The sequence below is a fragment of the Mesorhizobium sp. Root552 genome (genome assembly GCF_001427285.1).
Taxonomy (GTDB): domain Bacteria; phylum Pseudomonadota; class Alphaproteobacteria; order Rhizobiales; family Rhizobiaceae; genus Mesorhizobium.
This window is the reverse complement of sequence record NZ_LMFV01000015.1, coordinates 84,810-99,956: the sequence shown is the minus strand read 5'-3', so window position 1 is coordinate 99,956 and position 15,147 is coordinate 84,810. Positions and strand designations below refer to the sequence as shown.

Here is a 15,147-nt window from a genome sequence, read left to right as displayed (position 1 = left end):
GGGGGGAGATTACCAAGATTGCCATGCTTTCATCCGGCACTGAAATGACAGAGGAGGCTGTAGCTTGAAGCTGCCGATCTCCCCCCTTGAGGGGGAGATGGCCGGCAGGCCAGAGGGGGGTGGCTGACGAGGCACTCGATCGGCAACCGGATCGAGCCTCCTCATCAAAAGGGGAGAATAAGCGCGCTGGTGTCCAGAGTAATGCTGCGATGTCACGGAATGGATCCCGGATATTCCTTCCTCGCTCCGCTCGAAAGCGAATTCCGGGATGACGAAGTTGGGACGCCTTGCTTCGGCCGGGTTACGGGATGACGAAGCGGAGGGGTGCTCAGTCGTCGTGCAGGACGAATTCGAGGTAGAGATTGCGCTGCAGGATCGACTGGTTGTCATCCGACATCAGCGAGACGACGGTGGCGCCGTCCTCGCGGCTCCAGACGTCGAGCGCTTCCATGTTGTCGATCTGGTAGGACATATCGGCTTCCAGCAAGACCGTTCCGGTGACCAGTGCGCCCCTGGCGATGCTATCGCCTGCAATGCGTCTCAGCCGCATCCTGACGCCGCTTCCTATCGAAAAGCTGCGTTCGAGCAAAAGCAGGTCGCCGCCGGGCAGGAAAGCGCCGTCGGTGATGTCGAAGCCGCCTTCTCGTTCGACCGTGAAAACCCCCTTGTGGGGGCCGGAGAGCACGGCTGCAAAGATGTTGCCCGCCTTGTCGAGGCTCTTTTCCGAGACCACCACCAGCGCGCCCTGCAAGGGGCTCGCCGGACTTGACCATGCCACGGTTTCGAAGCCCCGGTTCTGGCGCAATTCATGGGCAGGGACGAGGAAATCGATGTTTGCAAAGACAGGACCCATACCGCCAGGCTCGATCCTGAACTGGCTGACGCGATGATCGCGCTCGAAGCCGACGGTGGCCACGCCGTCCTTGACGCCCAGGCCCTCCGCATCGACTTCCCACTTGATGTCGACGGGCTTGCCGTTGCGGTCCACCATCTGTTGCATGCGGAAGTCGCTGATGCCGGAAGGGCGCTTTTCGGCATCGCGGACAACGCTGCCGAAGAACCAGAAACCGGTATCGGCCACGCCGATGAAATCGCTGCCAGGCTTGAGGAAGCGCATGGCCGACATGCTGCCGAAAGCCCGCGCCGGCGCGGTCATTTCAAGGCCGCCGACAAATTCCAGCGGGCCGAAATCCTTCTCGTCCCGCCCGATGCGGAACTGCGTTACCGGACGGGTGGATACCTCGACGGCTTCGACGGGCGCGCGTTCGTCGGCGAATGCCGAAGTCTGGCAATGAAGGCCTGAAAAAACAAACAGAAATGCGGCTGCCAGTAGCCGATGCGCCCTGATCATCCAGCCCGCCTGAGGCCGCCCCGGCGATCGTGCGAATGCTCCTCCTCGAACAGCGCCGCAAGCTGCTCGGTCATGGCGCCCGCCAGTTCCTCGGCATCCACGATGGTGACGGCGCGGCGATAGTAGCGGGTGACGTCATGGCCGATGCCGATGGCGAGCAGTTCCACGGGAGAGCGCGTCTCGATCAGCTCGATGACGGCGCGCAGGTGCCGCTCCAGATAGTTGCCGGGGTTCACCGAAAGCGTCGAATCGTCGACGGGTGCGCCGTCGGAGATCATCATCAGGATCTTGCGCTGCTCGGGCCGGGCGATGAGGCGCTGATGCGCCCAAAGCAGCGCTTCACCGTCGATGTTTTCCTTCAAAAGCCCTTCGCGCATCATCAGGCCGAGATTGCGGCGGGCGCGACGCCACGGCGCGTCGGCGGATTTGTAGATGATGTGGCGCAGATCGTTGAGACGGCCCGGATTGGCCGGCTTGCCGTCCTTCAGCCATTTTTCACGCGCCTGCCCGCCTTTCCACGCACGCGTGGTGAAGCCGAGGATCTCGACCGAGACGCCGCAGCGCTCCAGCGTGCGGGCGAGGATGTCGGCGCAGGTGGCGGCAACGGTGATCGGGCGGCCGCGCATCGAGCCGGAATTGTCGAGCACCAGGGTCACGACCGTATCGCGGAACTTGGTGTCGCGTTCCTGCTTGAAGGAAAGCGGCTGCATCGGATCGATGACGACGCGCACGAGACGCGCCGGGTCGAGATAACCTTCCTCGAGGTCGAAATCCCACGAGCGGTTCTGCTGCGCCATCAAGCGCCGCTGCAAGCGGTTGGCGAGGCGGCCGACGACGCCGGAGAGATTGGCAAGCTGCTTGTCGAGGAAAGCGCGCAGCCGGTCCAGCTCCTCCTCGTCGCACAGGTCATCGGCGCCGACGGTCTCATCGAAGGTGGTGGTGAAGACCTTGTAGTCGACATCCTTCGACAGATTGTTGAAGGGGTTGTCGTTGCGCCGGGCTTCTCCCGGCGTCTCGGCGTCGTCCTCGTCCTCGTCGGACAGGTCTTCGGACGTCGCTTCGGACGCTTCGGTTTCCGAAGCCTCGTCGTCGTCGTCGGAAGAGTCCGCATCCTCGGGCTCGGACTCCTCGGAGCCGGAATCGTCCTCGCCGCCTTCTTCGCTCTGATCCTCGCCCTGCGGCTGGTCGTCGTCGCTGTCTTCGGTGTCCTCGGTTTCCTGGTCGTCGCCGAGTTCCTCGGCCATCTCCATCGAGGCCAGCATGTCGCGCACGACGCGGGCGAACGCCTGCTGGTCGCCAAGCTTGTCGGAAAGCCCCTCAAGGTCGGCGCCGGCCTTTTCCTCGACCCAGTCGCGCCACAGCTCGACCATGCGTTCGCCGCTCTTCGGCACCGCGCGCCCGGTCAGTTTTTCGCGCACCATCAGCGCTAGCGCTTCCTCCAGCGGGGCATCGGCCTGTTCGCGAACCTCGGCCAGATTGGCCTTGGCGTATTTGTCTTCCAGCATGACGCCGATATTGTCGGCGACACCGGCCATGGCGCGCGAGCCGATCGCCTCGACGCGCGCCTGCTCGACGGCGTCGTAGATGGCGCGGGCAAGCTTGCCTTCCGGGGCAAGGCGGGTGTGGATGCGCTGGTCGTGGCAGGCGCGCTTCAGCGCCATGGAATCGCCAAGCCCGCGGGTGACGGCAATATCGGTCTTCGAGGCCTTCTTCGGCAGTTCCGGCAGCCGCGCCCGGTTTCCGGCCAGGGCCGGCTTGTCCTTGGCGAAGGCGACTTCCATTTCCTTGTCGTTGGAAATGGCGCGCATGCACACCGTTATGGCGCGCTTGAAGCTGTCTGCCTCAGAGCCCGTTTTCGGCTTGCTGCGTGTGTTGTCGCCCGGTCCCGCCATCGGCGTCTTGATTATCCGAGCACGACGTTGGCTGCGCTTTCCGGCAGGTCCTCGCCGAAGGCGCGCTGGTAGAACTCGGCCACAAGGGCGCGCTCAAGCTCGTCGCACTTGTTGAGGAAGGTCAGGCGGAAGGCCATGCCGACATTGTCGAAGATCTCGGCGTTCTCGGCCCAGGTGATGACCGTGCGCGGGCTCATGACGGTGGAGAGGTCGCCATTGACGAAGGCCGAGCGCGTCATGTCGGCGACGCGCACCATCTTGTTGACGATGTCCTTGCCCTTGGCGTCGCGATAGTGCTTGGCCTTGGCCAGCACGATGGCAACCTCGTTATCGTGCGGCAGGTAGTTCAGCGTGGTAACGATCGACCAGCGGTCCATCTGGGCCTGGTTGATCTGCTGGGTGCCATGGTAGAGGCCGGTGGTGTCGCCGAGGCCGACGGTGTTGGCGGTGGCGAACAGGCGGAAGGCCGGGTGCGGGCGGATGACGCGGCTCTGGTCGAGCAGCGTCAGGCGGCCGGACGATTCCAGCACGCGCTGGATGACGAACATCACGTCCGGGCGGCCGGCATCGTATTCGTCGAAGCACAGCGCGACATTGTGCTGGTAGGCCCAGGGCAGGATGCCGTCGCGGAACTCGGTGACCTGCTGGCCGTCCTGCAGCACGATGGCGTCCTTGCCGACGAGATCGATACGCGAGACGTGGCTGTCGAGGTTGACGCGCACGCACGGCCAGTTGAGGCGGGCCGCGACCTGCTCGATGTGGGTCGACTTGCCGGTGCCGTGGTAGCCGGAGACCATGACGCGGCGGTTGTAGGCAAAGCCGGCCAGGATCGCGAGCGTGGTGGCCTTGTCGAACAGATAGTCGGGATCGATGTCCGGCACATGCTCGCTGGCGGCCGAATAGGCAGGCACGACCATCTTCGAATCGAAGCCGAATTTGTCCTTCACCGACACCGTGGTGTCCGGCAGGTTGGCAATATCGCGATCGACCTTGTTCATAACGTCTTAACGTCTCCCGAAGGCGAATGCGCGCGCTTCGCCGGCAACAAATTTTCCTCGCGGGCGGGTTTAGAGCCTTTTCCAACCGGATGAAAGTTGGAAATGGGGCTGGACCTCATTTTAGGCTCGGCTGTGCCCGCGCTGCGGTCTGGCGCGGTTCAACCCGAATCCCGCTCAGCACAGGCCCGCCTGCTTGAGCACGCGATAGGCCTGGAGTACGTCGCGGAACCTGTCTTCCGAACCCCGGTCGCCGCCGTTCGCATCCGGATGGTGGAGCTTCACCAGTTCCTTGTAGCGCGCCTTGATGTCCTTGCCGGTTGCCCTTGCGTCGAGGCCGAGCGTTTCGAGCGCCTTGGTTTCCAGGGGCTTGGTCTTGCGCTCGCGCGGCGCGCCGTGGTCGCGCGGATCGTTGAACAGGTTGAACGGGTCGCGCATGCGGTTGTGGTAACCGGCGCGGCCTGAGCGGGCCTGAGCGAAATCCGGCGCGGACCGTGCGCTACCGTTGACGCCCATCTTCCATGTCGGCCTGTGGCCGGTCATCGCTTCCTTCTGGAAGCGGGCGATCTCGTTGTCCGAGACACCGGAGAAGTAGTTGAATCCCTTGTTGTATTCGCGCACATGGTCGAAGCAGAACTTGAAATACTCGCCTTCCTTGAGACGCCCGACCGGCGCGCGATGGGTACCTGGCTCCTTGCAGCCGTCCCACTGGCAGGCTGGCGCACGAGACTTCAATTCCGCGTCCTTCTCGGGGCGGATTCGAATCTTCTCGAAATATTTCGGGTACGCTTTCATTTGACCGATGTATGAGCCGATCGCCGGTGCGAAACAAGAATTGACATTTTCGCGATTGTTCCCCCTAACCGCTGAATCACGGCTTAATGCTGACAGCGGCGAATTCTTTTTTGGCGGTAACGCCTATGTGGTGAGGGATAACGGCGATGTCCATACAGGCGACGATCGAAGCGAAACTGGCCAAGGCTTTTTCGCCGGATCGGCTGGTGGTGATCAATGAAAGCCATTTGCATGCGGGCCATCACCATGTCGAGCACGGCCATGTCGCCAAGTTCGACGGCGAGGGCGAAACGCATTTCAGGGTACGAATTGTCGCACCCGCCTTTGCCGGCATGAGCCGGGTCGATCGCCACCGCGCCGTCAACGCCGCCCTCGATGCCGAATTCAAGGCAGGCCTGCATGCGCTCGCCGTCGAGGCGGCGGCGCCCGGCGAAGCGACAAGGTGGTGAGGCCGGCGGTGGTGTAGCTCGCCGTCACGCAGCCGTCATACATATCCATTATTCTGGATATATGGATACACAAGCCGCAATCGATGCGCTCTCGGCGCTAGCCCAACCCACCCGCCTCGACGCTTTCCGCGCACTGGTGTCGGCCGGACCGCAAGGTATCGCCGCAGGCGAACTGGCGCGTTTGAGCGGCGTTCCACAAAACACGATGTCGGCGCATCTGGCAGTGCTGATGCGAGCAGGATTGGTCTGTGGCGAGCGGCAAGGCCGCTCAATTCTCTATCGTGCCGAACTGACGTCCTTTCACGAACTGGTGCTGTTCCTGCTCACGGACTGCTGCGAAGGCAAGCCGGAAGTTTGTGCGCCGCTTCTGAGCAAGCTCGCGCCATGCTGTAGCCCCGACAACCCAACCACCAACCGGACAATTCCGTCATGACCGTTCGACCTTTCAATGTACTTTTCCTGTGCACCGGAAACTCCGCGCGCTCCATCCTGGCCGAAGGCATCCTTCGAAAGGACGGCGCACCGCGCTTCAGGGCTTATTCGGCGGGCAGCTATCCCAGGGGCGAGGTCAATCCGTTCGCCCTGAAAGTTCTCGATAGCTACGGCTATCCGACGGATGATTTGCGCTCGAAAAGCTGGGATGAATTTGCCGGTGCAGATGCCCCGTCGATGGACTTCATCTTCACCGTTTGCGACGATGCGGCCGGCGAACAATGCCCGGTCTGGCCCGGTCATCCCGCAACCGCGCATTGGGGCATAGACGATCCATCGCACGTTGCCGGAACCGACATCGAAAAGGAAACGGCTTTTGTCACGGCGTTCAAATACATGAAGACACGTATTTCGCTGTTTCTTGCCTTGCCGCTCGACAAGCTCGATCATCTCACTGTCAAAAGCCACCTCGTCGAGATCGGCAAGGCGGAGGGCGCATCACCATCGGCGGGTAACAGGCCATGAGCGAACCGCTTTTCAAACGGCTGGTCGCCGAGGCGCTCGGATCGGCCTTCCTGCTCGCTACGATAGTGGGCTCCTGCATCATGGGAGCCGAATTGTCACCCGGATCGGCGGCGCTTGCCCTTCTCGTCACGTCTACCTCGACAGGCGCGATGCTGGTGGTTCTGATCTGGCTGCTCGGCCCGGTGTCGGGCGCGCATCTCAATCCGGCGGTCAGCATCGCCTTTGCTGCGAACGGCCAATTGAAATGGCGCGACGTCGCTCCCTATTGCATCGCCCAGCTTGCCGGTTTCCTGATCGGGGTGTGGGCGGCGCACGCCATGTTCGAGCTGCCCGTCCTGCAGATCGCGGTCACGGCCCGTACCGGGTCCGGCCAATGGCTGGCGGAAGGGGTCGCCACCTTCGGCCTGATTCTTGTCATTTTGGGCTGCGTTGCCCGCGCTCCGACCGTGGTGCCGGTGGCGGTCGGCCTCTATATCGGCGCTGCCTACTGGTTCACCGCCTCGACCGCCTTCGCCAATCCGGCGATGACGGTCATGCGCGCATTTTCGGCAACGCCTGCCGGCATCCTGCCGCAGCATGTCGCGGGCTTTGTCGTCGCCCAGCTGATCGGGGCGGCGATGGCAATCGCTGCGGCGCGGTATTTCTGGCCCAGGCCTATTCCGGCTTCCTCGGAGAATGAGGCTCGGCCTCGACGCTTGCCGGCCTGATTCTGAGCCGCGCGATGCGGTTCTTGTCGCGCTTCATGACCACGAAGCGCTTGCCGTGGAAAGTGAAGGCCTGCTTCTCCTCCGGGATCGACTGCGTTTCGTGGATAACGAGCCCTGCAATGGTCGTCGCCTCCTCGTCGGGCAAGTCCCAGTCCAGCGCGCGGTTCAGGTCGCGGATCGCAACCGTGCCCTCGACCACGACCGACCCGTCGGCCTCCTGCTTGACGCCCTGCATGTCGATGTCGTGCTCGTCGGCGATTTCGCCGACGATCTCCTCGATAATGTCTTCCAGCGTCACCAGGCCTTCGACCTCGCCATACTCGTCGACGACGATGGCGAAATGCGCCTTGCGGCGCAGGAAAGCGTTGAGCTGCTCCTGAAGCGTGGTGGTGTCGGGCACGAACCACGGCTTGTCCGCGACCTTCATGACGTCGATCTGGGTAAAGTCGTTGCCGACGTCGTTCAGGGCGCGCAGCAGGTCCTTGGCGTGCAGCACGCCGACGATGTTGTCGAGCGAGCCCTTCCACAGCGGCATGCGGGTGTGCGGGCTCTGCAGGATCTCGCGCACCACGACCTCCGGCGCGTTGTCGGCGTTGACCGAGCGCATGTTGGTGCGGTGGACCATGACATCCGAGACTTCGAGCTCGTCGAGTTCGAAGCGGTCGTCGAGCTTGCGGTCTTCCGGCCGGCTGCCATTGCCGGTGCGCTGGGCATCCTCGCGCCGCTCGCCATTTGCCACTGGGGACTGACCGGCAGGAACGTAGCCTGCCGCTCGTGCGAGCCGGTGCCGCAGCAGGAAAGCGGCGAGGCCGGATACCGCAAGCAACCCGGCAACGATCCAGCCCGCCTCGCTCATGCCGGATGGTTCTCCTCGAGGAAGGAGAGCACTTCGGAGGTCGGCACGTCCTTTGCGATGAAGGATTGGCCGATGCCGCGCGTCAGGATGAAGGTGAGCGCGCCGCGCTGCACTTTCTTGTCCTGGGCTATGAAACCCAGCAGGGTCTCGGCATCCGGCAAATCACCCGGAATATCGGCCATGCGCCATGGCAGGCCGACCGCCTTGAGGTGGGCCTCGACACGCGCAGCATCGTCGGGGCTGGCAAGGTTGAGGCGGTTGGAGAACCGATGCGCCAGCGCCATGCCGATGGCCACCCCCTCGCCATGCACAAGGCGGGCGCTGTCATAGCGGGTAGCCGCCTCAAGCGCATGGCCGAAGGTGTGGCCGAGATTGAGCAGCGCCCGGTCGCCCGTCTCGAACTCGTCTCGCGCCACGACATCGGCCTTGGCGCGGCAAGCTTCGGCAATCGCTTCGATACGGGCGGGGCCGCCGGCGAAAATGTCCTGCCAGTTGTTTTCCAGCCAGGCAAAGAACTGAGGCCGGTCGATCAGCCCGTATTTGGCGACCTCGGCGTAGCCGGCGCGGAATTCGCGCAACGGCAGCGTGTCGAGGACGCCGGTATCGGCCAGAACCAGCCTGGGTTGGTGGAACACGCCGACGAGATTCTTGCCGCGCGGACTGTTGATGCCGGTCTTGCCGCCAACGGAGGAGTCCACCTGCGCGAGCAGCGAGGTCGGGACTTGCACGAAGTTCATGCCGCGCCGCACGATGCCGGCAGCAAAGCCGGCAAGGTCGCCGATGACGCCGCCGCCGAGCGCAATCACGGCATCGCCGCGCTCCAGTTTTGCCGCCAGGACGCCGTCGACCACCTCTTGCAGGGCGTCGAAGCTCTTGGTCTTTTCGCCGGGCGGAAGGGTGATGACCGCAGGCGTGATGCCGCTTGCCGCAAGGCCGGCTTGCAGCGTGTCGAGATGAACAGCGGCCACGTTTTCATCGGTGACGATGGCCGTGCGGGTTCCGGGAAGGCGCTTTCCGATCTCGGCGCCGGCGCTCGCAAGCAGGCCCGGCCCGATCAGGATATCGTAAGCCCGCTCGCCCAGACCTACTTCGACGGTAACGGCTGCGCTCATCGCTTCATCTCGTTGGGCTCGACTTCATTGGCCAATGAAAGATGCCTGTCGAGCGCCTCGATGACTTCGGCGGCGATGACCTCCTTGCGCTCGTCGCGCGTCACCACCGTCAGGTCGGCAAGGGCATAGACCGGATAGCGCTCGTTCATCAGCCGCTCCAGCACGGCGCGCGGGTTGTCGTTCTTCAACAGCGGCCGGTTCTGCTTCTTCGACACCCTTTCCATCAAGAGGTCGAGATCGGCCTTGAGCCAGACCGACACCGCGTTCGACGCAATGGCTTCGCGCGTATGGGCATTCATGTAGGCGCCGCCGCCGGTGGAGAGGATCTGCGGACCACCCTCGAGGACACGGGCAATGACGCGCTGTTCCAGCGCGCGGAATTCCGGCTCGCCGTAAAGTTCGAACAGCTCGGGAATGGACATGCGCGAGACGTCCTCGATCTCCTGGTCGCTGTCGATGAAAGCCAACCCAAGCGCTGTCGCAATCTTGCGGCCGATCGCCGTCTTGCCGGCCCCCATAAGGCCGACCAGCACGATGGAGCGCTGGCCCAGCTTTTCCAGCAGGGCAGCTTGATCGACATCGGTTTCGACAGCAGATTGAGCGTTCATCGCTGGCGTATCGACATGAAAAGCCCGGTTGCGTCAAGCTTGCGTGTTGCCTGCCTGTAGACTTGAAATGCCCGAAACGGCGTCCCATAAGGAGACAGATTCGGGCGGCAAGCAAGAAACAGGGTCAGGATTCACCAGAGCTCATGCCGACACTGTTCCGCTTCATCATCACTCTCGCCGTGCTTGCAGGCATCGTCTATGGCGCGATGTTCGCGCTGGTGATCTTCGTCGAGCCAAGGCAGGCAGAACTCAGCGTGCGTATCCCGGCGGAAAAACTCCTGCCGAAAAAATAGCGCGGAACCGAGGGTCGGGACCTAGATCGAATGAACAGCGCGGCCCGCATCGAAGCCTTCCTCGAGATGATGAGCGCCGAACGGGGCGCAGCGAAAAATACCCTGGAATCCTACCGCCGCGACCTCGAGGACGCCTCAGGCGAGATTGCGGGCGGCCTGGCCGATGCCGGAACTTCCGCCATCCGCGCCTATCTGGACGGGGTCGCCACGCGCGGTTTTGCATCGACCTCGCAGGCACGCAAGCTCTCGGCGCTGCGCCAGTTCTACAAGTTCCTCTATGCCGAAGGCCTGCGCGGCGACGACCCGACCGGCACGCTCGACGCACCGAAAAAGGGACGGCCGCTGCCCAAGACGATGAGCGAGGCCGAGACCGGGCAGCTGCTGGACCGGGCAGCAGCGGAAGCCGCCGACGCGTCGCCCGGCAAAACCGGGCAGGTGGCCGCTCTCAGGCTGCACGCGCTGGTCGAGGTGCTTTATGCGACGGGCCTGCGCGTCTCCGAACTTGTCAGCCTGCCGGTGACGGTGGCGCTGCGCGACGAGCGCTTTTTCGCGGTGCGCGGCAAGGGCGACAAGGAGCGCATGGTGCCGCTGTCGGGCAAGGCGCGCGAAGCGATGCAGGTATGGCTGGCGGTGCGGGCGACGGCGCCCGCCTTCGCCGAAAGCCCGTTCCTGTTTCCGGCTGCGTCCGATACCGGATTTCTGGCCCGGCAAGTGTTTGCGCGCGACCTGAAGGGGCTTGCCGCGCGGGCCGGGATATCGGCTGCCAAGGTGTCGCCGCACGTGCTGCGCCACGCCTTTGCCAGCCATCTGCTCCAAAATGGCGCCGACCTGCGCGCCGTCCAGCAATTGCTCGGCCATGCCGACATCTCGACCACGCAGATTTACACGCACGTGCTGGAGGAGAGGCTTGTGCGGCTGGTCAATGACCACCATCCGCTTGCCGACTAGCGCTCATGCCGCTATGTGAGGGCGACATTTAGCGCCTGCTCATCTTGCGGCAGGCATCAACCCTCGTCGTTTCCGGCGCACTGGTCAGCTCACGAATGTACAATTATCTCGACTTCGAAAAACCGGTTGCCGATCTCGAAGGCAAGATCCTCGAACTTAAGAAACTGGCGGAGAGCGGCGAGGCGGTCGATGTCGCAGACGAGATCGCCCGGCTGGAAAAGCGCTCGCGCGACGCACTGCGCGATGCCTACAAGGCGCTGACGCCGTGGCAGAAGGTGCAGGTGGCGCGCCACCCCGACCGCCCGCACTGCCTCGATTACATCAAGGGCCTGTTCACTGACTTCACCACCATGGCCGGCGACCGCCTCTATGGCGAGGACCAGGCCATCGTCGGCGGCTTTGCCCGCTTCAAGGGTGAGCCGGTGGCCATCATCGGCCAGGAAAAGGGCTCCGACACGGCAAGCCGGCTGAAGCACAATTTCGGCTCGGTGCGGCCGGAAGGCTACCGCAAGGCGGTGCGGCTGATGGAACTGGCCGACCGCTTCGGCATCCCGCTGGTCACGCTGGTCGATACGGCGGGCGCTTATCCCGGCGTCGGCGCAGAGGAACGCGGGCAGGCGGAGGCAATCGCCCGCTCGACCTCGGCCTGCCTTGCGCTCAAGGTGCCGTCGATCTCGGTGGTTATCGGCGAGGGCGGCTCGGGCGGGGCGATCGCGATTGCCACCGCCAACAAGGTCTACATGCTGGAGCACTCGATCTATTCGGTGATTTCGCCTGAGGGCGCCGCCTCGATCCTGTGGCGCGACACGACGCGTTCCAAGGACGCCGCCACCAACATGAAGATCACCGCGCAGGACCTGCTCGGCCTCAAGATCATCGACGCCATCATTCCCGAGCCGCTCGGCGGGGCGCATCGCGCGCCCGAGGCGGTGATCGCCTCGACCGGCGACCTGATCGCGAAGACGATGAAGGAATTTGCCGGCACCAATGCCGATTTCCGCGAGCAGCGGCGCGAGAAATATCTCGCCATGGGCCGCAGCCTCTAGGAGACCTTTGGTAATTCTACTCCGGCGGGCAACTGATGCGGCTTTCTGCGCTTCCGGTGCTCACGTACCTTAACGTACGCTCCGCTCCGGTTCTCAAAAACCTCACCATTTGCCTCGCCAGAGCGAATTTCCAGATGGTCTCCGCCACGAGTACGTCGAGAGCGCCAGGGCCCTCGGCCCGGTCGCGCCACAAAAATGCCGCCGGTTTGGCCCAATGACAAAGCAGTGAGAGGCTTTTCGTCCCACTTGCGGTAAGGAATTTTCAAGGTTAACGGGCTTAGGGTCCGTCGATGTTCAGTAGGTCGGCCCGGCTTGATGCCGGGGGCATGGGAAAAATGACGAAAACGGCATCCTTGTTCGCCAAACTTGCTCAGGCTGGACTTCTGGTGGCGGCGCTCGGCGTTGCCGGCTGCACGGAATCGTCCGTCGGCGATTTCGCGCCGCAGCACGCCAACCGCCAGCTTTCGCCGAAAATCGTTGCCGAGATGAGCAAGAAGGGCATGAGCCGGACCGCGCCGGTGATGGCCCGCATCTTCAAGGAAGAAGGCAAGCTGGAAATCTGGAAGCAGAAGACCAACGGCCGCTACGACATCATCGCCAGCTACGACATCTGCAAATGGTCGGGCAAGCTCGGGCCGAAATACACCGAAGGCGACCGCCAGGCGCCGGAAGGCTTCTACACGGTGCGCCCGGCGCAGATGAAGCCGAACTCGCAGTATCATCTGGCCTTCAACATCGGCTATCCCAACGCCTATGACCGCGCCAACGGCCGCACCGGTTCGAACCTGATGGTGCATGGCGCCTGCTCGTCGTCCGGCTGCTATTCGATGACCGATCCGCAGATCGAGGAGATCTATGCGTTCGGCCGCGACGCCTTCAAGGGCGGGCAGACCGAGTTCCAGATCCAGGCGTTTCCCTTCCGCATGACCGCAGCCAACATGGCGCGCTACCGCAACGACCCGAACTACGAGTTCTGGAAGATGCTGAAGGTCGGCTACGACAATTTCGAGGTGACCAAGGTGCCGCCGAAGGTGGACGTGTGCGAGAAGCGCTACGTCTTCAACCAGGTCGCAGCCGAAGGCCAGAGCTTCAATCCGTCCGCTACGTGCCCTGCCACCACCCAGCCCGATTCGCTGAAGATGGCTTACGGCGCCTACCAGAGCACGTATGAGGCAGCATTCAACAGCGCCATAAATTCGTCGATCCCGGCGCCAAGGCCGACGATTGCCGGTCTCAAGGAAGCAAACATCGTCTCGGACTGGACGCGCAAGCGGGCTCGTGGCGAGCGCGTGACGATGGAGCCGCCGTCGCTGAGTTCCGACGGCACGCTGACGGAAACGACAACGCGCATGGGGCGCATCGATTCACCGGCAGGGCGGAAGATGGCAGCACTCGACGCCGAGAAGGCCGCAAAGAAAAAGGCCGAGGAAGAAAAGATCGCAGCAGCAGCCGCGGCGAAGGCTGCCAAGGAGCTTGCCCAGCAGCAGCTTGCCGCTGAAAAGGCAGCCGCCAAGGCAGCCCAGGAACAGCCCGCCACGGTCGCGGCCCAGCCGCCGGCCGAAGCAGCGCCTGCCGCCGAGGTGCAGACCGCACAGTCCGACGGCACGGTTTCCAAGCTGAAGAAGCGGCTGCTCGGCATGTTCGGCGGCTGATTTTCCGGCGCTGGCCGGACATCGGCAGCGGATCACACTTTTTCATCGCCACGCCCGGCTAACGCCGTCTGGCCATTGTCAAAGAACTGACCTCATCTGAGAGGTCGGGAGGACGGGCGGCCGTTCGGTCGCTCGTTTAGGTAAGTAGTGCGGCCTTGCGGCCGCCCGTCCGGTGGCTTCCCTCAACCAGTGCACCGGCCATGCCGCAGCTCCAGCCTCAATGGCCGGCAACCGCGGGCAACACTGCGCCCGGTTCGAGGGCCGAACTTAGGGGTTCATCACCCAGCCGCCTACCGCAGACGACCAGCCCGGCACCGTCGCCCCTCCCTGATACCCGGTGCGCACCAGGTCTCCCGCAAGGGCGATGGCATGAGTATGGGGGGAGACGGAGACGGTGGGGATAAATGGGGTGAAGGATTTTGTGGGGAGGCGTGATTTGTCCCCTACGCGATCAGAATCTTCACAAGAACAACACCCCCCTCTGGCCTGCCGGCCATCTCCCCCTCAAGGCGTGATTTGTCCCCTACGCGATCAGAATCTTCACAAGAACAACACCCCCCTCTGGCCTGCCGGCCATCTCCCCCTCAAGGGGGGAGATCGGCAGCGTCAAGCTACAGCCTCCTCTGTGACTTCAGTACCGGATGAAAGCATGGCAATCGCGTGATCTCCCCCCTTGAGGGGGAGATGGCCGGCAGGCCAGAGGGGGGTGCCAGAAGTGAGTGAAAGTGCCACTCCTCCCCCACCTCGCGCCTTTGGCGCGACCCTCCCCACGTAGGGGAGGGTAAGGTACCGGCGCTGGCGCGGAGCCGAGATTGACGTTTTCGTCCGCAATGCCTATCTGAGCGCCATCAAGGGCGGGAAGCCCCTGCCGTCCGCAGCCTTTCAAGGCCTGGTGAAGCTTCCCTCGATCACTTCGTTTCCCTGTCGATGTGACGGCCGAAACGGCAATGCGGACACCCGTTCGAAGACTGCCGTTCACCGATCGCAAGGAGCGAAGCCATGACCATTGGTCGAACCACATACGATACCGAAACCCTTCACGCCCAGGATGCCGTGCAAGTCCACAAGGCGAGCGCCAAGCGGCTGCGCTCGGCACTTGCCGAAGACGGCATCGCCATAACCCACGCCAAGGCGCTGGAACTGGTGGCGAAGCAGAACGGCGTGCGCGACTGGAACACGCTCGTCGCACAACCCGCCCTCGCCGCCGAGCATGACGGGACGACCCCGTTTGCCGTTGGCGACCGGGTTGCCGGCACCTTCAATGGCCGCGAAGCGCGTGGCCGCGTCATCGGGCTGGAAGAGACCATCAAGCCCGACCTGTGGCGCGTGACCGTGGCCTTCAACCCGCCGGTCAATGCCGCGACGTCGCAACTGTTCACCGCTGAAAGGCGGCGCGTGCAGATGGTGGTGGGCGCTGACGGGCGTTCGCGCCGGCTGACCGGCACCGAAACCGGCGTGATGGAGCTGAAGCGGGCCTGAGACCGGT

The 15,147-nt window shown here is 63.6% G+C and carries 16 protein-coding genes; 9 read left to right on the top strand and 7 right to left on the bottom strand.

Features of this window, described 5'->3' with window-relative positions; translation table 11 throughout:
* Window positions 1–328: 328 nt before the first annotated feature.
* The 4 genes from ASD50_RS09335 to ASD50_RS09320 form a co-directional block, all read right to left on the bottom strand.
* Complete coding sequence (locus tag ASD50_RS09335; protein ID WP_056239516.1) at window positions 329–1,351, bottom strand: esterase-like activity of phytase family protein; 1,023 nt, start codon at window positions 1,349–1,351, stop codon at window positions 329–331.
* Window positions 1,348–3,243 carry a cobaltochelatase subunit CobT gene (cobT, locus tag ASD50_RS09330; protein WP_056239513.1) on the bottom strand — a complete coding sequence of 632 codons (1,896 nt, stop codon included), beginning with the start codon at window positions 3,241–3,243 and terminating at the stop codon, window positions 1,348–1,350. The genes ASD50_RS09335 and cobT overlap by 4 nt, the downstream gene beginning before the upstream one ends.
* Window positions 3,244–3,254: 11 nt before the next feature.
* Window positions 3,255–4,241 carry a cobaltochelatase subunit CobS gene (cobS, locus tag ASD50_RS09325; protein ID WP_056239510.1) on the bottom strand — a complete coding sequence of 329 codons (987 nt, stop codon included), beginning with the start codon at window positions 4,239–4,241 and terminating at the stop codon, window positions 3,255–3,257.
* 174 nt (window positions 4,242–4,415) lie between these two features.
* The gene (locus ASD50_RS09320) at window positions 4,416–5,033 is read right to left on the bottom strand and encodes a J domain-containing protein (RefSeq protein WP_056239507.1); all 618 of its coding nucleotides are present in this window, start codon (window positions 5,031–5,033) and stop codon (window positions 4,416–4,418) included.
* Between the two features lie 146 nt (window positions 5,034–5,179).
* On the opposite strand from ASD50_RS09320, the gene ASD50_RS09315 reads away from it, so the two are divergent.
* The 4 genes from ASD50_RS09315 (at window position 5,180) to ASD50_RS09300 (ending at window position 7,146) form a co-directional block, all read left to right on the top strand.
* Complete coding sequence (locus tag ASD50_RS09315) at window positions 5,180–5,482, top strand: BolA family protein (RefSeq protein ID WP_056239502.1); 303 nt, start codon at window positions 5,180–5,182, stop codon at window positions 5,480–5,482.
* A gap of 61 nt (window positions 5,483–5,543) precedes the next feature.
* Entirely contained in the window at window positions 5,544–5,915 is a 372-nt protein-coding gene (locus ASD50_RS09310; protein ID WP_056239500.1) for an ArsR/SmtB family transcription factor, read from the top strand.
* Window positions 5,912–6,439: an arsenate reductase ArsC gene (locus ASD50_RS09305; RefSeq protein WP_056239497.1), complete on the top strand. Its 528-nt coding sequence runs from the start codon at window positions 5,912–5,914 to the stop codon at window positions 6,437–6,439. Before ASD50_RS09310 ends, ASD50_RS09305 begins: the two co-directional genes overlap by 4 nt.
* Window positions 6,436–7,146: an aquaporin gene (locus tag ASD50_RS09300; protein WP_056239493.1), complete on the top strand. Its 711-nt coding sequence runs from the start codon at window positions 6,436–6,438 to the stop codon at window positions 7,144–7,146. Before ASD50_RS09305 ends, ASD50_RS09300 begins: the two co-directional genes overlap by 4 nt.
* On the opposite strand, the gene ASD50_RS09295 is transcribed toward ASD50_RS09300, so the two are convergent.
* From ASD50_RS09295 to ASD50_RS09285, 3 genes are read right to left on the bottom strand one after another with little or no spacing between them, the layout of a single operon-like run.
* The gene (locus tag ASD50_RS09295; RefSeq protein WP_056239489.1) at window positions 7,094–8,002 is read right to left on the bottom strand and encodes a transporter associated domain-containing protein; all 909 of its coding nucleotides are present in this window, start codon (window positions 8,000–8,002) and stop codon (window positions 7,094–7,096) included. The genes ASD50_RS09300 and ASD50_RS09295 overlap by 53 nt on opposite strands.
* Complete coding sequence (aroB, locus tag ASD50_RS09290) at window positions 7,999–9,114, bottom strand: 3-dehydroquinate synthase (protein ID WP_056239485.1); 1,116 nt, start codon at window positions 9,112–9,114, stop codon at window positions 7,999–8,001. The genes ASD50_RS09295 and aroB overlap by 4 nt, the downstream gene beginning before the upstream one ends.
* A complete protein-coding gene (locus ASD50_RS09285) occupies window positions 9,111–9,722 on the bottom strand; it encodes a shikimate kinase (protein ID WP_056239483.1) in 612 nt (203 codons plus the stop codon). Before ASD50_RS09285 ends, aroB begins: the two co-directional genes overlap by 4 nt.
* Window positions 9,723–9,865: 143 nt before the next feature.
* Here ASD50_RS09285 and ASD50_RS09280 point away from each other — a divergent pair, with 143 nt between their 5' ends.
* From ASD50_RS09280 to ASD50_RS09260, 5 genes are all read left to right on the top strand, one after another.
* A complete protein-coding gene (locus tag ASD50_RS09280; protein ID WP_056239479.1) occupies window positions 9,866–10,015 on the top strand; it encodes a hypothetical protein in 150 nt (49 codons plus the stop codon).
* Window positions 10,016–10,045: 30 nt separating this feature from the next.
* Window positions 10,046–10,963, top strand: a complete 918-nt coding sequence (locus ASD50_RS09275; protein WP_056239476.1) for a site-specific tyrosine recombinase XerD — start codon at window positions 10,046–10,048, stop codon at window positions 10,961–10,963.
* Window positions 10,964–11,058: 95 nt separating this feature from the next.
* Window positions 11,059–12,009, top strand: a complete 951-nt coding sequence (locus ASD50_RS09270; RefSeq protein WP_056239473.1) for an acetyl-CoA carboxylase carboxyltransferase subunit alpha — start codon at window positions 11,059–11,061, stop codon at window positions 12,007–12,009.
* A gap of 353 nt (window positions 12,010–12,362) precedes the next feature.
* Window positions 12,363–13,661 (top strand): L,D-transpeptidase family protein, encoded by a 1,299-nt coding sequence (locus ASD50_RS09265; protein WP_056239536.1) that lies wholly within the window; start codon window positions 12,363–12,365, stop codon window positions 13,659–13,661.
* Between the two features lie 999 nt (window positions 13,662–14,660).
* Window positions 14,661–15,140, top strand: coding sequence for a glyoxalase superfamily protein (locus ASD50_RS09260; protein ID WP_244484471.1), 480 nt, complete (start codon window positions 14,661–14,663; stop codon window positions 15,138–15,140).
* Window positions 15,141–15,147: the final 7 nt, after the last annotated feature.